The following is a 24,883-nucleotide window of genomic DNA, read 5'->3' on the forward strand; positions in this document are numbered from 1 at the left end:
GTCGTCCTGCAGCGATTAATTGCGGGTTAAATCCACAAGATTCTCTGTGGATTTCGTCTAAAAGCTTTCCGCCAGCCACCGCCAGACGGTTTCTCGTTGCGGTTGAACGCGATTTGCGCCCCGTTTGGCGCGCGACGCATTGAGCTTGGGCGGGCCGGAAATCGCTTCCGCCGCGCCGCGGGTTTCACGCAGAATGATGCCGGAGACGACCGAGAAGCCCGGTCCGCTGACGGCATCGCCGAGCCCCGACACGCTATGAGGTTGCGCCAGATGCGCCGGCCGACCGAAAACGCGCGACGCGATTTCCTTTGCGCCCGGAAGCTGAGCGGCAGCCCCTGTCAGCACGACGCGGTGGTTCTGATCCAGGCGGCCGCTCAGATCGAGCTTGTCGCGTAGCATTTCGAAGGTTTCATCCAGCCGCGGGCGAATGATGGAGTTCAGCATGGAGCGCGGAGCGGCATTCATCCGATCGCCATCGCCGGCCACCGGCGGCACTTCGATCATCTGACGATCATCGCTCGGGCTTTCCAGCGCCGATCCATAGAGGATCTTGATGCGCTCGGCAGAGGATAGCGGCGTTTGCAGGCCGCGCGCGAGATCGCTGGTAACATGACGTCCACCCACGGGCACGGCCGTCAGGCGGGCCAGACTGCCGGATGCGAACACGGCTGCAGATGTGGTCTCGGCGCCCATATCGATCAGCGTTGCGCCCAGTTCGATCTCGTCATCGGTCAGCGCTGCCAGCCCGGCCGCATAGGGCGAGGCGATGACGGCCTTGAGGTCGAGATGACAGCCCTCGATACAATTGAGCAGATTGCGCAAGGGTCCGACCGGCGCGGTTACAATGTGCATGTTGACGGCCAGATTGCGTCCATACATGCCGCGCGGATCGCTGACTTCGTCCTGCCCGTCGACGACCCAGGAGACCGCGATGGCGTGAAGAATGACTTCGTCAGGGCGCTGGAATTCGGCGATCGCGGCATCCTGCAGGCGGCGCATATCCCGTTCGGTGATCTCGCCCCGGGCGATGGCGGATTCCAGTGTAATACCCTCGCCCCTTGCCCGCGCAGCGGTTAGCGCGACGCTGACCTGGCTGATGGCGACGCCGGCCATGCGCTCGGCGCGCTGTACAGTTTCACGAATATTGGCACGGGCGAGTTCGAGATCGGAAATCACGCCGCCCTTCATCCCGCGAGAGGATTGGTGCCCGACCCCGATGATGCGCGGCCGCGCGCCTTCTGCGGTCTGTTCTGTGCGTGAGATGAAACAGACCGTCTTTGATGAACCGAGATCCAGCGCCGCGCAAATGCCCGGCTTGGCCTGACCCGTCGTTTTGTTCTTTTCGCCGGAGAGGAAGGACAAAAGGCTCACGCTTCCCGTTCCTCCATACCGGCCGCACGCGCCCGTTCAGGCCGCGCCCGGACAATCATTTCGCCGGGTTGGCGCAGATCAATGCTTTCAGCATCCAGACGCAGGACACCGCGTTCGGCATGCATGGCGGCCAGCACGGCAAGCGCCGCGCCGACTTCGCTTTCCGGCAATTTGATATCGAGCCCGTTTACCAGGCGCAGATTCCAGCGCCGATCGCCGACACGGACCATGGCGGAAACCCGGCTCGCAATCTCTTCGTGGTGCTCGAGTGTCTCGATCAGGAGTTCGGCTTCTTCATTGGCACCAAAACCGACGACCAGCGGCAGGTCGGGCCAGTCATTGGCATCGGCCTCGCCCAGCACGGCACCGTCGCGATCGATGACGTGGATATCGCCTTCGATCTGCCACAGAGCGAATTCGGCGCGCGGCTCGATCACAACAGCGATCCGGTCCGGCCAGAGCCGGACAATGCTGGCCTCCCTTACCCAGGGCAAGGCCTCGACCTCGGCGCGGGCCGCGTCCGGATTGAAACTCAGCATGGGCTGTCCCCGGAAAACGGAGATTGTTGTCGCGACTTCTGCAGCCTGTTCGGGTTCAACGCCCGAGACTTCAATGACATCGACGGCGAGCCCCATTGCGGCCGTGCGATTGGCCGCCATGCGCTCTGCCGAGGCGCCCAGATCATCCAGACCACCAAAAATGAAAAAACCGCCGAGAATGAGGAGGATCAATGCAGCGGCGAGCCCCGCAACAAGGCGTGCGGCATTGGCTGCGCTGTAACGCGCACCACGAAGCCGGGCTTCCACCCAGTTACGAAAACGCCGCGGCGCGGACGCTGCGGCGGTTTGCTTCCGGGGTGATTTGCGCCGGGTCGGTTTTCGCCGAGCCGGAGCGCGTTTCACCTTGGACATGACGCATCCTCCGCCATCCACTGAACGAGATCGTCAAATTCGATCCCGCTCCACGCCGCCTGTTCAGGGGCGAGGGAAGTCGGAGTCATGCCCGGTTGGGTGTTAATTTCGAGTAACCATAGCGGCTCTGACGCTGATTCATCGTAGCGGAAATCAGAGCGAGTCAGGCCGCGACAGCCCATCGCCTGATGCGCGATCAGGGCGAGACGCTTGGCTTCATCCTCGATTGCCTTTGGAATCCTTGCGGGAATCTCGTGCACCGAACCGCCCGCCGCATATTTCGCCTCGTAATCGTAGAAGCGGGTCTTCGGAATGATTTCCGTGACAGCGAGAGCCTTGTCTCCGAGCACAGCGACGGTCAGCTCGCGGCCGGGAATGAATTTCTCGATCAGGATTTCGCTACCGAGCTCCCATCTTGGGTCCGCCAGCTCCGCAGGTGGGCGATTTGTGCCTTCGAGTACGATAAACACACCCACAGACGAGCCTTGCGCATTCGGCTTGGCGACATAGGGCGGTTCCATGGCGTGGTCCTTGGCCGCTTTATAGCGATCCACCAGCTTGCCTTCCGGGCATTTCGCGCCGAAGACTTCCAGAACCGCCTTGGCCCGCTGCTTGTCCATGGCGAGCGCCGAGGCGAGCACGCCGGAATGCGTATAGGGTTTGCCGTAATGTTCGAGAATGCCCTGGACCTTGCCGTCCTCGCCCCATTCACCATGCAAGGCATTGAAAACGACGTCCGGTTTGGCATCGGCCAATTGCTTCGCCAGTTCGCGGGTCGGATCGATCTCGACCACATCCCAGCCCTTGCGGCGCAGCGCATCGGCACAAGCCTTGCCCGAAACCAGCGAGACAGGGCGTTCGGCGGACATGCCGCCCAGAAGAACTGCGATGCGTTTGGTCATTTGGCTGTCTCCACGCCGATGCGGCGCACTTCCCAGTGCAGATCGATGCCGGTGGCGGCTTTGATGTCGGCGCGCGCCCCCTCACCGACTGCTTCCAGATCGGCGGCGCTGGCCGTGCCGTCATTGATCAGGAAATTGGCGTGATGTTCAGAAAAGCAGGCGCCGCCGATTTTCCTGCCGCGCCAGCCGGTCTGGTCAATCAATTGCCAGGCCTTGCGCTGATCCGGCGTTCCGGGCGGATCGGGATTCTTGAAGGTCGAACCGGAGGTTTTCTCGCGGATCGGCTGAGTGGTTTTCCGGCGTGCCGTGATCTCGTCCATGCGGGCGGTGATGGCCGCTGGATCATCGGGCGTGCCTTCAAAGGTCGCCTCCACGAAAATCCAGTCTTCTGGCGCGTCTGAGTGACGATAGGCATAGCCCAGCTCGTCCGGCGTCACGATCAGGCGGCGCCCGGCCCGGTCCAGCGCCACGGCCTCAACCAGAATGTCTTTTGTCTCTGTGCCATAGCAGCCGGCATTCATCCGGATCGCGCCGCCGATCGCACCGGGCACGCCGGTGAAAAATTCCATTCCCGCAATGCCGGCTTTGGCCGCGACTTGTGCCACTTTCTTGTCCAGCGCCGCAGCTCCGGCCTTCAACTGCGTCTCGCTGATGGCTTCGACTTTGCCAAAGGGCGCTGTCAGGCGGATGACCACACCGGGAACGCCACCATCGCGCACCAGCGTATTCGATCCCGCGCCGAGGATGTGGACCGGAATGTCGTCGGGTGTCTCCGCCAGAAAGCGGGCGAGATCGGCCTCATCGGCCGGCAGGAATAACACTTCTGCCGGACCACCGACGCGCAGCCATGTCATGTCGGCCAGCGGCGCGGCGGGCAGGTATTTGCCACGAACGGGCGGGAGTTTTTCAGGCAGGCTCATCAATATCGCTCTACCGATGTATCCATCGTACCCACCAGCGCGATCACGGCAGGGTGGTTTTTACCGAACCATCCCGCTCGCAGAAAAAACCTAGCCAAAGCTGGCTTTATTTCGCCTAAGCGGTACTCATGGGACCAGTTCTTTTTTCCTAAAGCGGGATTTGGCCAGCTATATTCTTCAAAAACCAGCCGGATCATGCCCTCAGTTTCCGCGCGCTCTATCAGTAAAGTTCCGCCGCCCATAGCAACTGGATCGGTTGTTGATAGCCGGAGGCTATCCAAACTGGTTTGCCCGAAAAGAGAATCGGCGACCCCACTTTTTCTTAGGTGCCGAACCAGTTCGGCGGTCGCTTGGCGGTATTGTGCAACCACATTGTGCGTCGTATCCCCTGCCAACTCATTCATGCGGTTTTCGATTAATTGCCAATCGTGAGCGAGGAAACCGGACTTTCTTGTAGCCATTCTCTCACCCCAGCGCCTTCAACTCATCCGGCATGGCATAAGCCCAGGCGGTGATATCGCCGGCGCCGAGGCAGATGATCACATCTCCCTCGTTAGCTCGTTCGGCGACCGCAGCCGCCACAGTTTCGCGTGTAATGGTGTGGGCGTCGCGATGGCCATGCGCGCGCAAGCCTTCCACCAGATGCTCCGAGCTGGCCCCCTCAATGGGGGTTTCGCCCGCCTCATAGACCGGTGCGATAAGGACGGTATCGGCGTCGTTAAAGCAGGTACAGAAGTCATCGAAGAGATCGTGCAGGCGCGTATAGCGGTGCGGCTGGGCGATGGCGATCACCTTGCCCTTGCTGGCCTGACGTGCCGCTTTCAGAACGGCAGAGATTTCGACCGGATGGTGGCCGTAATCATCGATAATATCGGCGCCCTTCCATTCGCCGGTTTTCGTAAAGCGCCGCTTCACGCCGCCGAAAGCTTTGAGCGCAGACTTGGCGTTGGCTTCTGTCGCGCCGAGTTCGCGCGCGACCGCGATGGCCGACAAGGTGTTGAGCACGTTGTGCTCGCCCATCATCGGCAGGAAAACACCGCCCCAGCGCTCGGAATGGCCATTGTCGCGGAAGACCACATCGAAGGTCGAACCGGCCGGCGTCATTTCCAGGTTTTCTGCCCGCACATCGGCTTGCGGATTGAACCCGTAAGTGATCAGGCGGCGATCCGTGACTTTGGAGGCAAGGCTCTGAACGTCGGGATGGTCGGTGCACAAAACGGCGAAACCATAGAATGGCAGCCCCTCGACAAAGCGGTAGAAGGCATCGTGGAGTTTTTCGACGCTGCCATAATGCTCCATATGCTCGGGGTCGATATTGGTGACAATGCCGATCGTGGCGCGCAGCTTCAGGAAGGAGCCATCGCTCTCATCGGCCTCGACCGCCATCCAGTCGCCCGCACCCATCTTGGCATTGGAGCCATAGGCGGAAATGATGCCGCCATTGATGACGGTCGGGTCCAGGCCCGCCGCGTCCATCAGGGCTGAGACCAGCGATGTCGTGGTCGTCTTGCCATGGGTGCCCGCGACCGCGACCGAGTATTTCAATCGCATCAGCTCGGCGAGCATTTCTGCGCGGCGAACGACCGGGATTTTCTTCTCCCGGGCGGCGATGAGTTCCGGATTGCCGGGCTTGATGGCGGTGGATACGACCAGCGCGCCCGCGCCTTTCACATTCTCCGCCGCATGGCCGATATGGATGACCGCGCCCTTATCGCGTAAACGCGCGACATTCGGGTTTTCCTTGATATCCGAGCCCTGCACCGAATAGCCCAGATTGAGCATCACCTCGGCAATGCCGCTCATCCCGATGCCGCCAATGCCGACAAAGTGGATGGGGCCAACGCGAACGGGCAGGCTTCTGTGAGGCATGCGGTCAGTTTCCTTGTTCGAGCGAGATCAGCGCATCTGCAAACAATGCGGCTGCAGACGGACGTCCCAGAGACGCCGATTTTGCAGCGCGGTCGGCGAGTTCGGCATGATTGGAGAGCCGGACATCCAGCAAGGCCGTCAGGGCTTCGGCATTGAATTCATGTTCGGGAATGGAATCGGCCGCCCCCGCTTCAACCAGGCCTTCAGCATTCGCCGTCTGGTGATCATCGGCGGCAATCGCCAGCGGCACAAAAATGGCGGAACGGCCGACACAGGCGATTTCGGACACGCTGGACGCCCCGGCCCGCGCGATCACCAGATGCGAGGCGGCCAGACGATCTGCGACATCGCCGAAGAAGGGCGCGCAATCGGCCTGGATGCCGGCGTGTTGGTAGATGTCCTGAGCCATTGCGAGAGATTCCTCGCGGGTTTGTTGGGCGACTTCAAGGCGGGATTTGAGCCTTTCCGGGAGTTCTGCCATCGCCTGCGGCACTGTCTCGGAGAGTATCCGGGCGCCCAGACTGCCGCCGAGGACAAAAATCCGGATCGGTCCGGCCTCGTCCGGGAACGGCTTGTCGCGCGCCGCAACAAATTCGGATCGGACCGGATTGCCGGTGATGAGCCGCTTTGCCGTTTTGGGCGCTCGGTCCAAACGCTCGAAGCCCGAGGCGATAAAGCCCGCGCCCTTGGCGAAGACACGATTGACACGGCCCAGAACGGCATTCTGCTCGTGAATGGCAAAGGGCAGTTTTTTTTTGCTGCGCCGCCATCAGCGCCGGAAACGCCGGATAGCCGCCAAACCCGGCAACCACGTCCGGCTTCCAGGCCTTGATGATTTTCCGGCAGGTCATCAGTCCGGCCAGCAATTCCATCCACGCCTTGACCAGTTTGACCGGGTTTTTGGTGACGGGGCTGGCGGCGCGGATCTGATCGACACTGACAGCCGGAAAGCCGTCCGTATGTTTCATGCCGCGGGCGTCTGTGACCAGCCGCACTTCCCAGCCCCGCGCGACCAGTTCCTGCGCAGCGGCGCGCGCCGGAAACATGTGCCCGCCCGTACCGCCTGCCGCGATCAATGCCCGTTTTGGTGTTGTCATGCCCGCAGATACGCGCCGGGACGCCGCCGGGTCAATGCCAGCATCAGCCCGGCGCCCAGCGCCAGTGCCAGCATGGAAGACCCGCCATAGGAGATGAAAGGCAGCGTCATGCCCTTGGGCGGAATCATATCCAGATTGACGCCGATATTTATGACGGCCTGCAAGCCGAATTGAAGCGCCAGTCCGGTGACCGCCAGCTGGGCGAAATGATCGGTCAGCTTGAGTGCATTCATCCAGGCCCGGGCGACCAGAATGGCAAACAGGCCGATAATGGCGAGCGACGCCATGAGGCCGAATTCTTCTGCGGCAACCGAGAAAATGAAGTCGGAATGGGAATCCGGCAGGGAACGCTTGATAATCCCCTCGCCTGGCCCCACGCCCATCAGTCCGCCGCGCGATATGGCGGCAATGGCGGTCTCGGTCTGATAGCGATCTCCGGAATCCGGATTGAGGAAGCGCTCCACCCGCGTGGCGACATAGGGCAGGAACATCCAGGCGGAAATCACGCCTGCGGTCGCTGTGGTGGCCAGTCCGGCCATCCAGCGCCAGTTGAGACCGGAGACAAAGAAAACACCGCCAAAGCAGAGCGTGATCAGGATGGACTGACCGAAATCCGGCTGCATCATCAACAGGACAACGCTGGACAGATAGAGCCCGAAGGCGATCACGCGGCCGGGAATGGGCGCGCCATTGCGGGTTTCGGCAAACAGCCAGGCGGACATTACGATCAGGGACGGTTTTAGGAATTCGGACGGTTGCAGCGAGAAGCCCGCGATGCGCAGCCAACGGGACGCGCCGCCTACTTCATGACCCATCAGCACGGTGACAACGATCAAGGCGAGCGACCCGACGAGCGTGAGTGCACACAGGCGCCTGATATTGCGCCGGGACAGAGACGAAACGGCCAGCAGCACGATGAGGCTCAAGGCCGCGAAAAAACTGTGGCGATAAAGGAAGTGAAACGGATCGGAGAAATGTTCGCGGACGGCAGCTGCCGGACTGGCGGCCAGAGACAGGATCAGACCCACGCTGATCAGGGCCAGTACAACGAACAGAAGCGTCCGGTCGATCGACTTCCACCAATCCCCGAAATGCCGTGCCTCTATCGCGACCATGTTTGCCCCTTACGGTTTTCCGATCCCGGATTGCACCAGCGTGCGGAAAACGTCTCCGCGATGCTCAAAATCCCTGAATTGGTCAAAACTCGCGCATGCAGGTGAAAGAAGAATGACCGGCGCTGCCCGTCCGCTGGAACTGGCGTCCCGTGCCGCAAGGTCGATGGCATTATCCAGCGTTCCGGCCATTTCAAAGGGCACAGCTGATGCCAGAGTGGCCGCAAATTCCTCAGCAGCCTCACCAATAAGATAAGCCTTGGCGATGCGCGGGAAATATTCTGCCAGAGACCCTATCCCGCCTTCCTTTTTGCGGCCACCGGCAATCCAGTAGATGTTGTCGAAGCTGGCGAGCGCTTTGGCTGCCGCATCCGCATTGGTGGCCTTGGAATCGTTGAAGAAGCGCACGTTTTTCTGAGTACCGATGAATTCAAGACGGTGGGCCAGACCGGGAAAGCTCCTGATCGCCGAGGCGATCTGATCCGCGCTCAGTCCGATATGGCGCAATGCGGCATAGGCAGCTGCAATATTCTGCGCATTGTGCCGCCCCGGAAGCGAGGGAGCAGACGCCAGATCAAGCACTTCATGACTGGCAGTGCCGGTCGCATCGAAGAGCTTGCCGCCAATGGCATAGACGCCGCGGCCAAGTGCATGGCCTGACGAGATGGCGGTGACCTGCTGGATTCCGCCCGCTTTCAAGCGGCTCAGAACCCCGGCCGAATGATCGTCGTCGATACCAACGACCGCCAGGTCGCTTTCAGTCTGGTTCGCGAAAATCCGGAATTTGGCAGCTTTATATCCCGCCATATCGCCATGACGGTCGATATGATCTTCGGTCAGATTCAGCCAGATGGCGACATCGCAGTGAAGCGACTGCACGAGATCCAGCTGATAGGAGGATAGCTCCAGCACATAGATCGTGTGCGCCCGGGGCGGCTCCAGCCCCAGCACAGCATTGCCGATATTTCCCCCAACGCGGACATCGCGGCCCGCCTTCTTCAGAATGTGACCGATGAGCGACGTCGTGGTGGATTTGCCGTTCGTGCCGGTGATGCCGATGATTTCCGGGCGGCGATCAATTGGCAAGGCCGTCATCGCCGAAGCAAACAATTCCATATCGCCCATGACGGGCACATCGTGCTCTGCCGCCTTTTTCACCAAGCGATGCGGTTGCGGGTGGGTCAGCGGCACGCCCGGCGACAGGACCAGCGCCTTCACCTCGGTCCAGTCAGCCCGGTCCAGATCCGTCAGTTCAATTCCGGCGGCCTGCGCCTTCTGGCGGGTTTCCGGATTATCGTCCCAGGCGAGAATTCTGGCCCCGCCCGCGGTCAGAGCCCGCGCAGCGGTTATCCCGGTTCGGCCCAGCCCGAAGACGGCGACGAGCTGGTCTTCATATCCGGGAACCGGAATCATCTCGGCCTAGCGCAGTTTCAGGGTCGAAAGACCGATCAGCGCCAGGATGACCGCAATGATCCAGAACCGCACAACGATGGTGGGTTCCTGCCAGCCCATCTTCTCGAAGTGGTGGTGGATCGGGGCCATCTTGAAGACGCGTTTGCCAAAGAGTTTGAAACTGGTGACCTGCACCATCACCGACACCATTTCGAGCACGAAGAGGCCGCCAATAATGGCGAGCACAATTTCGTGCTTCACAGCAATCGCGATCGTGCCGAGCGCACCGCCCAAGGACAACGAGCCGGTATCGCCCATGAACACCATAGCGGGAGGTGCATTATACCAGAGAAAGCCCAGAGACGCGCCCAGCAATGCGCCGCAGAACACGGCCAGCTCGCCGGTTCCGGGCGTGAAATTGAGCTGTAGATAATCCGCAAAAATGGCGTTCCCGACGATGTAGGCGATGAAACCGAAGCTGGCCGCCGCAATCATGACCGGCACGATGGCAAGGCCATCGAGACCATCGGTCAGGTTCACCGCATTGGACGATCCGGCAATGACGAACATTCCAAATAGCAGGAAAAAGGGGCCGAGCGGGATCAGTACATCCTTGAAGAAGGGAAGCGCGACAGAGGTCGCAAAGCCGTCAGGCACGTCGGGCGCTTCGCCCAGTAAATTCGTCATCCACCAGACCGCAATGCCGCCTATGGCAAACTGAAGCGCCAGCTTGATCCAGCCCGAAAGGCCTGCCGTCGAACGCTGTGTGACCTTGCGATAGTCGTCGATGAAGCCAATGCCGCCAAATCCGACGGTGACGAACAGGACCACCCATAGATACTGGTTGGTCAGATCGCCCCAGAGCAGGGTTCCCACAATGATTCCGACAAGGATGAGAAAGCCGCCCATAGTCGGCGTGCCTGCCTTTTCAATGACATGGCGTTCCGGGCCGTCATCACGGATAGGCTGGCCTTCGCGCTGTTTCTTCTTCAGCCAGCGAATAAAGGGCGCGCCGCCAAAAATGGCGATGACCAGCGCTGTCATCAGTGCGCCGCCGGTGCGGAAAGTGATGTAATTCAGGAGGTTGAAGATCGCGACGTCTTCAGCATACGGCAGTAGCAACCATTCCAGCATGGTGAATTTCTATCCCTGTCCCCGAGCGCCAAGATCGTCTTCGGCGAGCATTCGGGCGATTTTGTGAACCCCCGATGCGTTTGATCCCTTCACGAACACCACATCCCCCGGACCGATATACGCCGCAACCAGGTCGCAAAGCTCGTCTGCGGTTTCGGCGTAAGCGGCCAGCCGGCCGATCTGCAGCGCATCCCGCAGCGGGACATTCCCCTTGCCCGCCAGAAAAACGGCATTGGCATGCGCCTCCTGAATCGGGTCTGCCAGCGAAGCATGAAGCGCAGGTGAATCCGGCCCCAGTTCGAGCATTTCGCCGAGAATGGCGATCCGGCGGCCACTTGCCGGTTCCGTCGCGCCCAGAATGGAAAGCCCCGACCGCATGGAGGCCGGATTGGCATTATAGCTGTCATCAATCAGCGTGAAATGACCGCCCTTGACCGGAATCTGGCGCATCGCACCGCGTCCAGCCCCGGCGGTAAGCCCGGCCAGCGCATCCGCCGTCGCTTCGGCATCCACGCCGGAGGCTATTGCGGTGGCGAAAATCGCGGCGGCATTCCATGCCCAGTGATCCCCCGGTGCGGCGATCGAAAAACTGACCTCTTTGCCCAGCACGCTGATCCGGCCCTTACCACCAGACGGACCGGTTTCGAAATCGAGGATGCGGATGGCCGCCGATTTTTCGCGCCCGAATTCCAGCATGAAGGCTGCAGCGCTCTTTGCGGCATGCTTGGCAAGGCGCGGCGAAAATTCATCATCAGCCGGGAAGACCGCCACCCCGTCAGGGTTCAGGCCTTCGAATATCTCGGCCTTTGCATCGGCAATGGCCTCCATGGAACCAAGATTTTCAAGATGAGCCGGGGCGATTTTGGTGATCAGCGCAACATGCGGACGCACCAGCGTCGAGAGCTCGCGGATTTCACCGGCATGGTTCATGCCCATTTCATAGACGGCGCGCTCGGAATCCTGAGGCGTCATCGCCAGGGTCAGCGGCACACCCCAATGATTATTATAGGATTTCTGTGAAGCGTGCGCTGTACCCACGCTTCTGAAAACGGCGGCCAGCGCCTCTTTTACACTGGTCTTTCCGACACTTCCCGTCACCGCAACGCGAATTGCGGCCGACCGATCTCTTGCCGCGCGGGCCAGGCTGCGCAACCCGTCCAACGTGTCACCGACAACCAGCTTGGCACCGGGACCACAATCAGGCCGGGCAACGAGGGCTGCGGCAGCGCCGCGCGCCATGGCATCCGGCACGAAATCATGGCCATCGCGCTGATCCTGCAGGGCGACAAACAGATCGTCGGGCTTGATCGAGCGGCTATCAATGGAAATTCCGGCGGCGGACCAGTCCAGAGAATCCACCAACTGGCCGGACGTTGCGGCGGCTGCCTCTCGCGCGGTCCAGAGCTTATCAGCCATGCCCGCCCTCCATCGCGGCGGCCGCCTTCCGGGCTTCCTCGCGGTCATCGAAGGGATGCGTCACATCGCCGATCTTCTGGCCGGTTTCATGCCCCTTGCCAGCGAGAAGCAAAGTATCGCCCGGCTGCAACTGGTGAAGTGCGATGCGGATGGCCTGTGCCCGGTCGCCGACTTCCTTGGCCCCGATGGCGCCTTCCATGATTTTGGCGCGAATGGTGGCGGCATCTTCCGACCGGGGATTGTCATCGGTCACGATGACAAGGTCGGCGAGTTTCACGGCAATCTCGCCCATCGGCTTGCGCTTGGTCGGGTCACGGTCCCCGCCGCAGCCGAAAACAATCACGACACGCCCTCGCGTGTGCGGGCGAACAGCCCGGATCAGCTTGTCGAGTCCGTCGGGCGTGTGCGCAAAATCGACGAGCACAGGACAACCGTCAGATGTCCGCGCGGCGAGCTCCAGCCGGCCCGGAACGCCTTTCAGCTTGCCCATCGATGCCAGAGCGGCATCCTGCGATACCCCGGAATGCACCGCCATCGCTGCAGCACCGACCGCATTGGCCACCTGGAATTCGCCCACCAGCGGAAGCTCGATCCGCTTTGTTTTTCCATCAACTTCCAGGGTAACAAGCTGGCTCGCCGCCTTCGGCGTAATCTCGCGGATACGCCAATCGCGGCCGCGCCAACCGACCTGAATAACGTTCAGTCCGCGCGCGCTGCATTTTTCCGCGACCTGCCCGCCCCACTCGGAATCGACGTTGATAATCGCCGGCGACCCGGCTGGTGCCAGTTCGAGAAAGAGTTTCAGCTTGCTTGAAAAATAATCGGCAAAGTCCGGATGATAATCCAGATGGTCCTGCGTGAGATTGGTAAATCCCGTTAGCGTCACCCGCACGCCATCCATACGTTTTTGCTTCAGCCCGTGGCTGGAGGCCTCCATCGCCAGATGCGTACATTCGTCAGCGGTCAGCGCATCCAGCGCCTTGTGGACTGCGGCGGCATCGGGCGTGGTGTAGCCGGTCTCGACCCAGCCTTCGCCTCGCGCGACACCCAACGTGCCGAGGCTGGCCCCATCAATACCGGCCTCCCGCCAGATCTGGCGCAGGAAATCGACGGTCGAGCTTTTTCCGTTCGTGCCCGTGACCGCCGCGATCACTTCCGGCTGCCGAGGATAGAAGCGCGCGGCGATGGCGGCAAAACGGCCAGCGGGGTCCTCGTCAAAAATCGCCGGCAGGCCGCCTGTATCGACTCCCGGCTCGGTCAGGATCGCCGAAGCGCCCGCCTTGATGGCCTGCGGGATAAAATCGCGGCCGTTGACATGCAGACCCGGCAGAGCCGCAAACAGAAAACCGGGCTGGACCGCCCGGCTATCCAGCGTCAGCCCGGTAATTTCGGCATCCGGCCCTTGAAGGCTGTCCGGTGATATCAGTTCGGAAAGTTTCACTGATCGGGTCTCACTACGGGTTCGGGATCGGGCGTCAGGGCAGCGCGCACCATGGCAGAGCGGGTCAAAGGATCGTCTTCCTGTTCGACGCCCAGAATCGATGCGATGCGCGATATGATTTCGCCTGCTGCGGGGGCTGCCGTCCACCCGCCGGTTGCATACCCGTATGTCGAGGCATTGCCTTGCGGCTCGTCGAGGATGACCAGCACCACGTATTGCGGATCGTCATACGGGAAGACGGCGGAGAAAGACGAGATCAGACGGTCTTCGTCATATCCGCCGCGCCCGGGCTTTTCGGCTGTGCCGGTTTTGCCGGCCACACGGAAACCCGGCGCATCCGCGCGGCCGCCTGTGCCGTTCTCGACGACCTGGCGCATCATATCGAGGACGCTCTGTGCCACCTCTGGCGCCAGAACCCGCTCGCCAGCGACGGTTTCATCGGGCCGTACAGGACGCAGAGTCGGACGCACATAGGTGCCGCCATTGGCGATGGCCGCAAAGGCCGACGCGACAGCCAGGGGGCTGACGGCAATGCCGTGGCCATAGGATATCGTTGCTGTCTCGGTTGGCCCCCAGCGCTGTGGCAAGAGCGGTGTGGCGCTCTCGGCGAGTTCGATCGGCGCACGCTCCAGCAGACGAAGTCGCCGGAGAAGATCACGCTGGCGGTCCGCGCCCGCTTCCAGCGCGATCCGGGAGGAGCCGATATTCGAGGAATGGGTGAAAACTTCTTCGAGCGTCAAAGCACGGTTTTCGGCGTGGAAGTCCTCAATGGTATAGCCGCCAATCTGCAAGGGCGCGGTTGCATCAAAGGTTTCTCCCGGCGACGCGATGCCGGTTTCCAGCGCCAGCGCGACCGTGAACGCTTTGAAGGTGGAGCCCATTTCATAGCGGGCTTGCAGGGCCCGATCGAGTAGATCATTGGCGCTGGCGGTGCTGGCCTGGTTGGGGTCAAAGTCCGGCAGGGAGACCAGGCTCAGCACCTCGCCCGTATTGACGTCCATGACGATGCCCGTCGCCGCAATGGCCTGGAATTCAGCCATATAGCGGCGCAGGATCTCATCGACGTGGAATTGCACGCCCATATCAATGGAGAGCGCGACCGGACGCCCCCCGTCATTTGAGAGCGCGGAATTGAACGCCTGCTCAGCGCCGGCCAGACCGGTCATATCCCGTCCCGCATGACCAATCGCATGGGCCGCCAGACGTCCGCGCGGATAGACCCGGCGCGGTTCCGTCCGGAATTCGAGCCCCGGCTGTCCCAGTGAAAATACCGCCTGTCTCTGGCGGGGTGTCAGATTGCGCTGGATCCAGACAAACCGCCGCCGCGATGACAGGTCCGCCGTCAGCTCGTCCACGTTCAGATCCGGCAGCACGGTGACCAGCGCTTCGGCGGCCTCGCGCGCATCCCAGACGAGTTGCGGATCGGCAAAGAGCGACCAGGTTTCCAACGTCGTCGCCAGCACCTGACCATTCCGGTCGACAAGATCGCCGCGTCGCGTCTCGGCCAGAACTGGCGTGGCCGCAACAGCCTCATCCCCGCTGAGGGCCAGTGAGACGGCACGAATACCCAGAGCCCCAAACGCGATCACCAGCGTAAAACCGATCACCATCATGCGATGGCGGGCATCCTCGATGATGGAGGCTTCTTCGTTTTCAATACGCAAAACGCGCGTGAGGTTCTCGGGCGCAGCTTCGGGCAAAGGCGCGCTGTCCGAATAGGAACTGAAGCGCGGCGTTTCCTTCTTCCGCTGCCAGAAGCGGCCGATCATTGCTGGCCTCCGACCTCGCGAACGGCGGATTCGGACGAGCCTTCATTTGCAGCGACGGCATAGGGTTGGGCCGGCTGCTCGATCAGCAGAGGCAAATCCGACATCGCCACTTCACGGCGCGGGTCGAGCGGCTCGAAGCCGAGATACTGGCGCGCCAGTGCGCGCAGACGATCCGGGTCTTCCAGATGCGCGACATCCACATTCAGCACATTGATCTGGCGGCGCTCTTCGGCGAGATCCGTCCGGATTTCCACCAGTCGCTGCCGCGCCTCCTGAGCTTCGGTCTTCGCAATATAGAGTGCAATGGCCAGAACGGACGCGACGATGAATGCGAGCACGTTGAGAGCACGTATCATGAGGAAGCCTCCAGCCGTGACAGGGACGGCGCATTGGGGAAAAGCGAGATATCGATCGGCCAGGACGGCGCTTCGGTGCGGATGGCGGCGCGCAGTTTCGCGGACCGGGCACGGGGATTAACGTTAACCTCCTCGTCCGAAGGCTCGATGGCTTTTCGGGTGAGAAGGCGGAAAGAAGGTTCCGGTCCCTGCTCCACTTCCGGCATATGCCGGGAGCCGCCGGCATTCATGCCGGCCCGGGCGCGCAGGAAAGTTTTGACAATCCGGTCTTCCAGAGAATGAAAGGTGACCACCACCAGGCGGCCGAGCGGAGAGAGAAGCTGTTCCGCCGCGCTGAGCGCGCGAATGAGCTCACCCAGTTCGTCATTCACGAAAATCCGCAACCCCTGGAAGGAGCGCGTGGCGGGATGGGTCTTGGTGTGCTTGCCGCCGACCGCCTTGGCGACAACAGCCGCCAGATGATCCGTCGTGGTAAAGGGCGTTTCGGCGCGCTCACGCACGATGGCCGCCGCAACCCGGCGGGACTTTTTCTCTTCGCCATAGATATAGAAGATATCGGCCAGTTCTTTTTCAGACAGCTGCGCAATGGCATCCGCCGCGCTCGGGCCCTTGTCGCTCATCCGCATATCCAGCGGTCCGGGCTTGGAAAAGGAAAAGCCGCGCTCTGCCTGATCCAGCTGCATGGAAGAAACGCCGAGATCAAGGACAATGCCGTCGACCTGATTTCCGCCCGCATCCGCAACGACATCCCGCATGGCCGAGAATGGCGCTTCGACCAGCACAAAGCGGCCACCAGAGGCCCGCTTCAAATCTTCACCGACCGGGCGAACCGAAGGGTCGCGATCAATACCGATGACCCGGCAATCTGCGGCAGACAGAATGGCGCGCGTATATCCGCCTGCGCCGAAAGTGCCGTCTATATAGATGGCCCCGTCGCGGGCTGCGAGCGCAGTCAGGACTTCGTCGAGAAGAACGGGGATATGGCTCATTGATCCACCGCCTTCAGCCGGGCCGGGCGGCGGAGTTTCAACTTGTTTTCCTTGGCAAAGGCTCGCGCTGTCGTCGCGCGCCGGGCATGACTTTCCGGATTCCAGATTTCAAACCGGCGCCCCAGCCCCACAAAGGTCACTTTCCCGTCGAGGCCGGCATGCTCTGCCAGATCCTTTGGCAAGGTGATCCGGCCATTGGCATCAAATGACAGCGTACGGGCCTCACCGAAGATCGATTGCTCCAGTGCCTGACGCGCCTCGTCATAGGGGTCCATGGCCTCGATCATGTCGAGATAGTCATCCATCAGGGCCTGCCCGCCGCCTTCCAGCCACGGACCGTCAAAGCTCGGCCAGACGTAAATCCCATCGAAAGGTCCGCCTGCCACATTGGACCGGAATCCGGCCGGGACCGAAACACGGCCCTTAGCATCAATTCCATTGGTGGCGGTGGACACAAACACGACGATCTCCCCTGCCCGCAGACCCCTAGCGGTTAACAATGGGATAACATGGGATTTCATGGGAAACAATGGAGAAAGGCGCTTTTTCGCCATTTTTTCTGTTGCCCGGCAAGTAATCGCAGCCATTGCTGCGGCGCAGCAAAAGAACAGATTAAGAACATATTTGTGGATAATGTGTGGAAAAGTGTGATCAGGCGGCCTGTAAGCCGGGTTCTGTTCCATTCTTTCCATGACGGAAAGAACGCGACGACCATTCCTCTGCGACCCGCCTCACGACGGGCCTGACGCGACCTACCCGGATGGCGCAGCAAGGCGTGCGTGCGGTTTGACCCGCATCCATCTCTATTCGGTCTTGCTCCAGGTGGGGCTTGCCGTGCCCCCTTCCTTACGGTCGGGGCGGTGCGCTCTTACCGCACCGTTTCACCCTTACCTGCCGCAATGGCAGGCGGTCTGTTCTCTGTGGCGCTATCCCTGGGGTCACCCCCGCCAGGCGTTACCTGGCACCTTGCCTTTCCGGAGCCCGGACTTTCCTCCCTTGCGCCCTTTCGAGCCTGCAAGCGCGGTCGCCCGGCCGCCTGATCGCGGTCTATGTCGTTGTTTTAGGGCGGAAGGTCAAGATTTCGGCGTAAGTGCCGCCACTGCCGAAATCAGGCTGGCCGTTTCGTCGTCCAGAGTGCCGTCCACTCTGGCAGGACGAAAGCGGCGCTGGAACGCCTCGATGACAGCTGTTTCACCGGCCGAAAATCCATAACCGATTGCCGCCAGCCCTGACTGCGCGTCGCCCGCCTCGACCATGACTTTGGGATGAATCGCACAGCCCGCTTCTGACATCTGGATCCAGGGAAATTTCTCGCCCGGATCCTGCTTGCGGCCCGGCGCAATATCCGAATGACCGACAATCCGGTGCGCCGGAATATTGCGCCTGACCATTATTTGTTTCGTAAGCGAAATGACTGCATCCATTTGTGCCTGGGGATAGTCCGGCAGGCCGAAATCATGCCCGCCATTGACGATCTCGATGCCAATGGAAACGGAGTTGATATCGGTTTCGCCGGCCCATTCGGATACGCCCGCATGCCAGGCGCGCTTTTCCTCGTCGACCAGCCGGAAAATGCGGCCATCCTCCTCGACCATGTAATGAGCACTGACTTGCGCGGCCGTATCGCGCATACGGTCCAGAGCCGCCTGTCCCGATTCCATGCCGGTATAATGGAGCACAATCAGGCTGATCGGCTTTTTCCGATCATTGAAATTCGGCGATGGCGCATCAATGAAAGTCAAAGCGATTCCTCGCGAACCAAAGCTGCATCCGGCAGGGTCTTATTCGGGCGAGAGGCCACAATGCCGGCACCGATCAGGGTCAACAAACCTCCGACCGCCAGCCTCCAGCCGAACGGGTCGCCCGTCAACAGGACGCCGGACGCCACGCCAATCAACGGCGCGAGCAGCGTCAGCGGCGCCACCAGAGTCGTCTCGTACTTCTGTAGCACATAGTAAAATACGCCGTGACCATAAACGTTGACCAGAATAACGGTGAACGCCAGTGCGGCAGCAAACATCCAGCCGCCCGACAGGACGGCTTCGGCCTGTCCGGTCTCGAAAGCGGCGGTGCCAACAAACAGGATCGGCGCAGAAATCAATCCGATCCAGGCCTGCAATCGCATGGGCTTCATATCGATCCGGCGGATGAGGATCATGGCCACCGACGCCACGAAGGCTGCGCCAAGGCCGTATAAGAGACCGATAGCCAGCGTCAGCTCTGCGGGATTGGCCACGACCAGCACAACGCCGGCGATCGCCAGTGCCGTTCCCAGGCCGCGCGCCCAGCCGATCTTTTCCTTCAGCCAGACGACGGACAGCAGGGTAACAAAGGGCACGCCGCTTTGCAGGACCAGCGCCATGCCAGAGGGTGTCGCCGTTTCAAGGCCGATGAAGATCAGAACGTATTGCAAGCAGCCCATCCCCATCGCGACCAGAACCAATGTGCCCCATTGTTTGGGGATCGGGCGCAGGAACGGAATCAAGATCAGCGCGAGGGCGAGAAAGCGCAGGAAGGCAAAGGCGATCGGCGGTACACCACCAAAGCCCGGCGACCAGCCGGGCAAGCCAGTTATGGCAAACTTGGCTACAACGAAGTTCAGCCCCCAGAAGAGGCAAACGGCGAAGAAGGCTGAGAAGTCCCGTAAATTCATGAGTTGCGGATTAGACCGCATTCATGAATTCACCAAGTGACGGAATGTTTCGAAATCAGCGGCGGTTGTCCGCTTCGCCGTCGACCGTCCAGCCGGAGGGACCGCGCTTGGCGACCAGCACCGTGATATCATCATCAGCGGTTTGCTGATCACGGCCCCGAACCTTGCGCCAGAGCCACCAGGCTCCGCCGGCCAGCATGGCCGCACCGATGACCACCAGCGCCGCTGCGGCAAAGATGGCCGCAAACATCAGGATGAGCCCGGCAAATGCCACCGCCAGTACGGCAGCCACCAGCGTCCGCAGCCAATTACCGGCGGTGTGCGGGAACCGGAATGTGTGGGTCTGGGTCATCAATGCCCCTTTCGGCACGCTTAGCTCACAGATCGACGCGTTAACGTCTTGATTACAATTTCGGTGCCATCGCCCCCCACGTCAATAACCCGCGACGATTTAGTCAGGGGGATTCTGCGGCGCGTTCGTCCCTCACCTCGGCATAGGCGGCATTGATCGCCGCCATTTTCTCCACGGCAAGGCGTTGCAATTCGACCGGAACGCCGCGCGCAATAAGTGCATCCGGGTGATTGCGCGCCGCCATTTTTCGATAGGCACGTTTCAATTCATCGTCATCTGCATCCGGATCAACATCCAGGATAACATAGGGGTCGCTGGCATCCACCAGGCCGTGCGACATGCGCATGCGCCGGAACTCTCGCGGCGAAAAACCGAAAATATCGGACACCGCCTGAAGATAATCCAGCTCGTCGCCAGTCACGACCCCATCGGCCTTGGCAATATGAAAGAGCCCGTCGATGACATCTTCCAGCACAGCCGGATGATGACGGAAACGGCGGGCGAGACGGCTGGCATATCCGTCAAAGCCCAAAGTGGTTTCCTTGGCGAGGTTGAACACCCGGATCAGAATGTCTTCGCCGTCCGGCGGCGCCTTGAACACCTGCCGGAAAGCGGCGATCTCATTTCGGGTTACCACGCCATCGGCTTTCGCCATCTTGGCCCCGAGACCAATCAGAGCAATGGCGAAATCCGCGTCATCAACGCGATGGCCGGGGCCGCAATCCTCGCCCTCGCAATCATAAGGGTCGGGCTGGCCGGAAATGAAGTCTGTCAGCTTGCGCCAAAAACCCATGAGTCTAGTCTCCAACCCTTCATGTAACGCCGCTGGCGGGGGATTAGAAGGCGTGTCCGGCACCTGGGAATTCTGGATTGATCGCGGCGGCACGTTCACGGATGTGATTGCGCGCCAGCCGGACGGCCGTTTGCGGGCGATGAAGCTGCTCTCGGAAAGCCCGGACTATGACGATGCAGCCTCGGAAGGCGTGCGCCGAATGCTGGGCTTGTCCGCCAGCGATCCGCTTCCCGCCGGGCAGATCAACGCGGTCAAGATGGGGACGACTGTGGCCACCAATGCCCTGCTTGAACGCAAGGGCGCAAACACCTGTTTTGTCGTCACGGAAGGCTTTGAAGACCTGCTGGTGATAGGCGACCAGACGCGGCCGGATATCTTCGCCATGAAGATTGAACGGCCTGCTCCGCTGCACAATCAAATCGTCTCCGTCAGCGCACGAATGGATCCTGACGGCACAGAGATTGCGGCCCTCGATATTCCGACACTGGCGGCCGCTTTATCAGAAGCCAGAGCAACAGGCGCCCAAACTTGCGCCATCGCGCTGATGCACGCCTATGCAAATAGTTCACATGAGAAATATATCGCGCAGCTGGCGGCAGATTGCGGCTTTGAAACCATTATCTGTTCAAGCGATGCCAGCCCGCTGGTCAAGATCGTCCCGCGGTCCTCGACGGCGGTACTGGACGCCTATCTGACACCGGTCTTGCGTGATTACGCCGGCCGCGTTGCGGACAGGCTGGAGAGCGCGCCGCTCTATTTCATGCAGTCATCGGGCGGTCTGACGTCCGCAGCACAATTTGCTGCGCGAGATGCGGTTCTGTCCGGACCGGCGGGCGGGGTCGTCGGCATGGCGAAAACGGCGAAGGCCGCCGGATATCCACGTGTTATCGGCTTTGATATGGGCGGCACATCAACGGATGTGTCGCGTTATGACGGTGATCAGTATGCCCGCGTCGGCGAGGCGGTGATCGCCGGGCAGCGCCTGCGCGCGCCCATGATGGCGGTGCATACGGTTGCGGCCGGCGGCGGTTCTGTCCTGAGCTTTGACGGGGAACGCGCCCGGGTCGGCCCCGACAGCGCCGGCGCGATGCCTGGGCCTGCCGGCTATGGCCGCCACGGCCCGCCAGCCGTGACCGATGCCAACATCGTTCTGGGGCGTATCCAGCCCGATCACTTCCCCCAGACCTTCGGCGCGGACAGCTCGGCTCCACTTGATGCCAATGCCAGCCGTGACGCGTTTGGCAAGCTGGCAGAAGAAATGGGTCTGGGCTCTGCAGAAGAAGCCGCGGAAGGCTTTCTGGCGGTCGCGGTCGAGAATATGGCACAGGCCATCAAACAGATTTCCATCGGCGAAGGCGTGGATCCGGCGCGCTATGCCCTCTCGGCTTTCGGGGGGGCTGGCGGTCAGCATGCTTGCAAGGTGGCGGAAGCCATCGGCATGAAAACGGTTCTGATCCATCCCTATGCCGGTTTGTTATCCGCTCTGGGAATCGGACTGGCCGAACTGCGCGAAACGCGCGAGGCGGCGATCGAGGATGACTTCAGAACCGCATTCTCGGCGGCCGCTGACAAGGCCCGCGAGCTGGGCGAAGACGCCCAATCTGTTCTTGCGTCACAAGGAGCGGAGATTGCCACTATAGCGGTCGACCACTTTATCCGCCTTCGGGTTTCCGGTTCTGATACGGCCATTCCCGTGCGGTTGACCGACATCAAATCGGTTCAGAATGATTTCCGGACGGCGCATGAACGGTTGTTCGGATTTGTGCCGGACGGCGATCTGGTCATTGAATCGGTCGCAGCTGAAGCCGAGGCCGAACCTCCGGGGGCTCGCGGATGGACGGTGGATCTGCCGGACCGCGATAGACCGGTTGAAGCAACGGAAACACGGCCGGTTTTCCAGAACGGAGCCTGGACGGATTGGCCGGTATACCGACTGGCGGAGATGGACCCCGGGACTGACCTTGCCGGTCCGGCTTTGATCGTCGAGCCGAATTCCACGATTGTTGTGGATCCGGGTTGGCATATCAAACGGCTCGCCGATGGCATGCTCGTTCTCGACCACACCGGTAGAGCCCATGCCGAAGCGGAAATCACCGAGCTTGATCCGATCCGGCTCGAACTGTTCAACAAACGCTTCATGTCGGTCGCCGAACAGATGGGTGTTGCGCTGGAACGCACTGCGCACTCCGTGAACATGAAAGAGCGCCTGGATTTTTCCTGTGCCGTTTTTGATGCCGATGGCGGCCTGGTTGCCAACGCCCCGCACATGCCGGTGCATCTCGGCTCGATGTCGGCAAGTGTGAAGGCCGCTGCAGTGGCAAACCCGGACCTCGGCCCCGGCGACGCGGTGGCCGTCAATGCGCCCTATGGAGGCGGCACGCATCTGCCCGATATCACGGTCGTCGTGCCGGTGTATGATACGGAAAGCGGCAAGCGGATTTTCTATGTTGCGGCCCGCGGACATCATGCCGATGTCGGCGGCATCGCACCGGGTTCCATGCCGCCCTTCTCAACCTCGATCGAGGAAGAAGGCATTTCTTTCGCAAACGAATTTATTATGCGAGGCGGACAATTCCAATCCGACAAGGTCCGCGCGATTTTATCCGGCGGCCGCTGGCCCGCCCGCAATCCGGATCAGAATATCGCTGACCTCAAGGCGCAACTCGCGGCCTGTGCCAAGGGGGCTGCCGAATTGATGCGGATGATCAGCGACCATGGTGAACGTGTTGTCGCCGCGTATATGGGCCATGTGCAGGACAATGCAGAACGCGCTGTTCGGCGCGTGATCGATGCGCTCGAGGATGGCGAAGCCACAATCCGAATGGATGATGGCGCGGAAATCTGCGTCGCCATCCGCGTGGACAAGTCCCGTCGATCCGCCGTGATTGATTTCACTGGCACGAGTGCGCAGCTCGCCAATAATTTCAATGCGCCATCCAGTGTGGCACGCGCCGCGGTGCTCTACGTCTTCCGTTGTCTGGTGGGTGATCAGATTCCCTTGAATGAGGGCTGCCTGAAGCCGCTGGAATTGATCATCCCGGATGGCTGCCTGCTCAATCCGGCTTATCCGGCAGCTGTTGTGGCGGGTAATGTCGAGACCAGCCAGATGGTCGTCGATGCTTTGTTTGCCGCGACCGGCCGTATGGCGGCCGCGCAGGGGACAATGAATAATCTGACCTTCGGCAATGAGCGGCATCAATACTATGAAACGATCTGCGGCGGATCGGGCGCGGGTATCGGACCGGACGGGGAGGCCTTTGCCGGCACCGACGCGATCCATACCCATATGACCAACTCACGCATGACCGATCCGGAAGTTCTGGAACGCCGTTTCCCTGTGCGCGTGATCCATCATCGTATTCGCAAAGGATCGGGTGGGACCGGGGCTCTGTGCGGAGGAAATGGCTCGGTTCGCTGTCTTGAATTCCTGGAGGCGATGGACGTCGCGCTTTTATCATCCCACCGGACCGAAGCGCCTATGGGCCTTGCCGGAGGGCGCGATGCTCTTTGCGGAGCCCAGCGTGTCATCCGGGCCAATGGTGATGTTGAAACACTTGAAGGCCTGTTTGCGATTACCGTTCAGCCGGGTGACCGCATAGAGATACAGACGCCCGGCGGCGGCGGGTACGGAAGCGCCTCTTAGGGCGCACGCCTCATATTTCCAGCCTAAATATATAAAATAAAAGATGTTTAATGCGGTGAACCGGTGCGACCCGGTCGCCGTAAACCCTGATGACTTGCGCGATAGACGCAAGACAGGGGCGGCATCCTTCGCCCCGTTCCCCCACGACTCAGGAGTGACACACTATGCGTAATATCCTTCTCACATTCGCCGCCACCGCTGCTCTGGCCGCACCCGCATTTGCAGGCGATAGCGCCGGCACGGTCAAAATGGATCATCATGCCGAAATGCAGGGCGATATCGTTGAAACCGCGATCAATGCCGGTTCCTTCACGACTCTGGTTGCCGCCGTACAGGCCGCTGGCCTCGTAGAGACGCTGCAAGGCGAAGGACCGTTCACGGTTTTTGCCCCGACCGATGAGGCCTTTGCGGCCCTGGGCGAAGACACGATCAATTCGCTTCTGCAGCCGGAAAACCGCGACCAACTGGTCGCCATCCTGACCTATCACGTCGTACCGGGTGAGTATTTTGCGGGCGATCTGGCCGGCCAATCACTGTCCGTCGCATCCGTCCAGGGTGACTCGATCGACATCGACGCAACCGGCAGCTCGGTCATGATTGATGGCGCGACTGTGATTTCTGCAGACGTCGATGCATCCAATGGCGTCATTCACGTCATCAATGAAGTGATCATGCCCGATATGCACTAGAGGCTGATCGCAGAAAGACAGAGCGCGGCCGCCCCTTCCCTGTCCCTTAGGCCCGCTCTCGATACCGCCCGCAG

General features: G+C 60.9%; 22 protein-coding genes, 1 other RNA gene and 1 pseudogene. 2 read left to right on the forward strand and 22 right to left on the reverse strand.

Features of this window, described 5'->3' with window-relative positions; translation table 11 throughout:
* Positions 1-57: 57 nt before the first annotated feature.
* The 22 genes and pseudogenes from ftsA to P0D52_RS09670 all read right to left on the reverse strand — a co-directional run bounded on the left by ftsA (position 58) and on the right by P0D52_RS09670 (position 20,477).
* The gene (ftsA, locus tag P0D52_RS09565) at positions 58-1,371 is read right to left on the reverse strand and encodes a cell division protein FtsA (protein ID WP_394692431.1); all 1,314 of its coding nucleotides are present in this window, start codon (positions 1,369-1,371) and stop codon (positions 58-60) included.
* Complete coding sequence (locus P0D52_RS09570; RefSeq protein ID WP_394692432.1) at positions 1,368-2,282, reverse strand: cell division protein FtsQ/DivIB; 915 nt, start codon at positions 2,280-2,282, stop codon at positions 1,368-1,370. Before P0D52_RS09570 ends, ftsA begins: the two co-directional genes overlap by 4 nt.
* The gene (locus tag P0D52_RS09575) at positions 2,270-3,184 is read right to left on the reverse strand and encodes a D-alanine--D-alanine ligase (RefSeq protein ID WP_394692433.1); all 915 of its coding nucleotides are present in this window, start codon (positions 3,182-3,184) and stop codon (positions 2,270-2,272) included. Before P0D52_RS09575 ends, P0D52_RS09570 begins: the two co-directional genes overlap by 13 nt.
* Positions 3,181-4,104 (reverse strand): UDP-N-acetylmuramate dehydrogenase, encoded by a 924-nt coding sequence (gene murB / locus P0D52_RS09580; protein ID WP_394692434.1) that lies wholly within the window; start codon positions 4,102-4,104, stop codon positions 3,181-3,183. The genes P0D52_RS09575 and murB overlap by 4 nt, the downstream gene beginning before the upstream one ends.
* Positions 4,104-4,565 (reverse strand): hypothetical protein, encoded by a 462-nt coding sequence (locus P0D52_RS09585; RefSeq protein WP_394692435.1) that lies wholly within the window; start codon positions 4,563-4,565, stop codon positions 4,104-4,106. Before P0D52_RS09585 ends, murB begins: the two co-directional genes overlap by 1 nt.
* Before the next feature lie 4 nt (positions 4,566-4,569).
* Positions 4,570-5,973 (reverse strand): UDP-N-acetylmuramate--L-alanine ligase, encoded by a 1,404-nt coding sequence (gene murC / locus P0D52_RS09590; RefSeq protein WP_394692436.1) that lies wholly within the window; start codon positions 5,971-5,973, stop codon positions 4,570-4,572.
* A 4-nt stretch (positions 5,974-5,977) separates the two neighbouring features.
* A complete protein-coding gene (locus tag P0D52_RS09595; protein ID WP_394692437.1) occupies positions 5,978-6,625 on the reverse strand; it encodes a glycosyltransferase in 648 nt (215 codons plus the stop codon).
* Positions 6,626-6,782: 157 nt separating this feature from the next.
* A pseudogene (locus P0D52_RS09600) lies at positions 6,783-7,070 on the reverse strand (glycosyltransferase); the annotation flags it as partial.
* Positions 7,067-8,185: a putative lipid II flippase FtsW gene (gene ftsW, locus P0D52_RS09605; protein WP_394692438.1), complete on the reverse strand. Its 1,119-nt coding sequence runs from the start codon at positions 8,183-8,185 to the stop codon at positions 7,067-7,069. The pseudogene P0D52_RS09600 and the gene ftsW, both read right to left, overlap by 4 nt.
* A gap of 9 nt (positions 8,186-8,194) precedes the next feature.
* Positions 8,195-9,595 carry a UDP-N-acetylmuramoyl-L-alanine--D-glutamate ligase gene (murD, locus tag P0D52_RS09610; protein ID WP_394692439.1) on the reverse strand — a complete coding sequence of 467 codons (1,401 nt, stop codon included), beginning with the start codon at positions 9,593-9,595 and terminating at the stop codon, positions 8,195-8,197.
* 6 nt (positions 9,596-9,601) lie between these two features.
* Positions 9,602-10,708 (reverse strand): phospho-N-acetylmuramoyl-pentapeptide-transferase, encoded by a 1,107-nt coding sequence (mraY, locus tag P0D52_RS09615; RefSeq protein WP_394692440.1) that lies wholly within the window; start codon positions 10,706-10,708, stop codon positions 9,602-9,604.
* A gap of 9 nt (positions 10,709-10,717) precedes the next feature.
* A complete protein-coding gene (gene murF, locus P0D52_RS09620; protein WP_394692441.1) occupies positions 10,718-12,124 on the reverse strand; it encodes a UDP-N-acetylmuramoyl-tripeptide--D-alanyl-D-alanine ligase in 1,407 nt (468 codons plus the stop codon).
* Entirely contained in the window at positions 12,117-13,565 is a 1,449-nt protein-coding gene (locus P0D52_RS09625; protein ID WP_394692442.1) for a UDP-N-acetylmuramoyl-L-alanyl-D-glutamate--2,6-diaminopimelate ligase, read from the reverse strand. Before P0D52_RS09625 ends, murF begins: the two co-directional genes overlap by 8 nt.
* Positions 13,562-15,334 carry a peptidoglycan D,D-transpeptidase FtsI family protein gene (locus P0D52_RS09630; RefSeq protein ID WP_394692443.1) on the reverse strand — a complete coding sequence of 591 codons (1,773 nt, stop codon included), beginning with the start codon at positions 15,332-15,334 and terminating at the stop codon, positions 13,562-13,564. The genes P0D52_RS09625 and P0D52_RS09630 overlap by 4 nt, the downstream gene beginning before the upstream one ends.
* The gene (locus tag P0D52_RS09635) at positions 15,331-15,690 is read right to left on the reverse strand and encodes a hypothetical protein (protein ID WP_394692444.1); all 360 of its coding nucleotides are present in this window, start codon (positions 15,688-15,690) and stop codon (positions 15,331-15,333) included. The genes P0D52_RS09630 and P0D52_RS09635 overlap by 4 nt, the downstream gene beginning before the upstream one ends.
* A complete protein-coding gene (gene rsmH / locus P0D52_RS09640; RefSeq protein ID WP_394692445.1) occupies positions 15,687-16,679 on the reverse strand; it encodes a 16S rRNA (cytosine(1402)-N(4))-methyltransferase RsmH in 993 nt (330 codons plus the stop codon). Before rsmH ends, P0D52_RS09635 begins: the two co-directional genes overlap by 4 nt.
* Entirely contained in the window at positions 16,676-17,140 is a 465-nt protein-coding gene (locus tag P0D52_RS09645; RefSeq protein ID WP_394692446.1) for a division/cell wall cluster transcriptional repressor MraZ, read from the reverse strand. The genes rsmH and P0D52_RS09645 overlap by 4 nt, the downstream gene beginning before the upstream one ends.
* Before the next feature lie 186 nt (positions 17,141-17,326).
* Positions 17,327-17,719, reverse strand: an RNA gene (gene rnpB / locus P0D52_RS09650) — RNase P RNA component class A.
* A 33-nt stretch (positions 17,720-17,752) separates the two neighbouring features.
* Entirely contained in the window at positions 17,753-18,421 is a 669-nt protein-coding gene (locus P0D52_RS09655; RefSeq protein WP_394692447.1) for an N-acetylmuramoyl-L-alanine amidase, read from the reverse strand.
* Positions 18,418-19,332 (reverse strand): DMT family transporter, encoded by a 915-nt coding sequence (locus P0D52_RS09660; RefSeq protein ID WP_394692448.1) that lies wholly within the window; start codon positions 19,330-19,332, stop codon positions 18,418-18,420. The genes P0D52_RS09655 and P0D52_RS09660 overlap by 4 nt, the downstream gene beginning before the upstream one ends.
* Before the next feature lie 55 nt (positions 19,333-19,387).
* Positions 19,388-19,684, reverse strand: coding sequence for a hypothetical protein (locus P0D52_RS09665; protein ID WP_394692449.1), 297 nt, complete (start codon positions 19,682-19,684; stop codon positions 19,388-19,390).
* Positions 19,685-19,787: 103 nt separating this feature from the next.
* Positions 19,788-20,477 (reverse strand): TerB family tellurite resistance protein, encoded by a 690-nt coding sequence (locus P0D52_RS09670; protein ID WP_394692450.1) that lies wholly within the window; start codon positions 20,475-20,477, stop codon positions 19,788-19,790.
* On the opposite strand from P0D52_RS09670, the gene P0D52_RS09675 reads away from it, so the two are divergent.
* A complete protein-coding gene (locus P0D52_RS09675; protein WP_394692451.1) occupies positions 20,476-24,120 on the forward strand; it encodes a hydantoinase B/oxoprolinase family protein in 3,645 nt (1,214 codons plus the stop codon). The genes P0D52_RS09670 and P0D52_RS09675 overlap by 2 nt on opposite strands.
* A gap of 164 nt (positions 24,121-24,284) precedes the next feature.
* Positions 24,285-24,809 (forward strand): fasciclin domain-containing protein, encoded by a 525-nt coding sequence (locus tag P0D52_RS09680; protein WP_394692452.1) that lies wholly within the window; start codon positions 24,285-24,287, stop codon positions 24,807-24,809.
* The last annotated feature ends 74 nt before the right edge of the window (positions 24,810-24,883 follow it).

It is taken from the genome of Hyphobacterium sp., assembly GCF_043584775.1.
GTDB lineage: Bacteria > Pseudomonadota > Alphaproteobacteria > Caulobacterales > Maricaulaceae > Hyphobacterium.

Bases quoted from the DNA above. Each gene is read 5' to 3' on its own strand.
- rsmH (WP_394692445.1), bottom strand. From the start codon at position 16,679: ATGAGCCATATCCCCGTTCTTCTCGACGAAGTCCTGACTGCGCTCGCA.
- P0D52_RS09570 (WP_394692432.1), bottom strand. From the start codon at position 2,282: ATGTCCAAGGTGAAACGCGCTCCGGCTCGGCGAAAACCGACCCGGCGC.
- P0D52_RS09660 (WP_394692448.1), bottom strand. From the start codon at position 19,332: ATGAATTTACGGGACTTCTCAGCCTTCTTCGCCGTTTGCCTCTTCTGG.
- P0D52_RS09630 (WP_394692443.1), bottom strand. From the start codon at position 15,334: ATGATCGGCCGCTTCTGGCAGCGGAAGAAGGAAACGCCGCGCTTCAGT.
- P0D52_RS09665 (WP_394692449.1), bottom strand. From the start codon at position 19,684: ATGACCCAGACCCACACATTCCGGTTCCCGCACACCGCCGGTAATTGG.
- P0D52_RS09670 (WP_394692450.1), bottom strand. From the start codon at position 20,477: ATGGGTTTTTGGCGCAAGCTGACAGACTTCATTTCCGGCCAGCCCGAC.
- P0D52_RS09575 (WP_394692433.1), bottom strand. From the start codon at position 3,184: ATGACCAAACGCATCGCAGTTCTTCTGGGCGGCATGTCCGCCGAACGC.
- mraY (WP_394692440.1), bottom strand. From the start codon at position 10,708: ATGCTGGAATGGTTGCTACTGCCGTATGCTGAAGACGTCGCGATCTTC.
- murD (WP_394692439.1), bottom strand. From the start codon at position 9,595: ATGATTCCGGTTCCCGGATATGAAGACCAGCTCGTCGCCGTCTTCGGG.
- P0D52_RS09675 (WP_394692451.1), top strand. From the start codon at position 20,476: ATGAGTCTAGTCTCCAACCCTTCATGTAACGCCGCTGGCGGGGGATTA.
- murB (WP_394692434.1), bottom strand. From the start codon at position 4,104: ATGAGCCTGCCTGAAAAACTCCCGCCCGTTCGTGGCAAATACCTGCCC.
- murC (WP_394692436.1), bottom strand. From the start codon at position 5,973: ATGCCTCACAGAAGCCTGCCCGTTCGCGTTGGCCCCATCCACTTTGTC.
- ftsW (WP_394692438.1), bottom strand. From the start codon at position 8,185: ATGGTCGCGATAGAGGCACGGCATTTCGGGGATTGGTGGAAGTCGATC.
- P0D52_RS09635 (WP_394692444.1), bottom strand. From the start codon at position 15,690: ATGATACGTGCTCTCAACGTGCTCGCATTCATCGTCGCGTCCGTTCTG.
- P0D52_RS09585 (WP_394692435.1), bottom strand. From the start codon at position 4,565: ATGGCTACAAGAAAGTCCGGTTTCCTCGCTCACGATTGGCAATTAATC.
- murF (WP_394692441.1), bottom strand. From the start codon at position 12,124: ATGGCTGATAAGCTCTGGACCGCGCGAGAGGCAGCCGCCGCAACGTCC.
- P0D52_RS09680 (WP_394692452.1), top strand. From the start codon at position 24,285: ATGCGTAATATCCTTCTCACATTCGCCGCCACCGCTGCTCTGGCCGCA.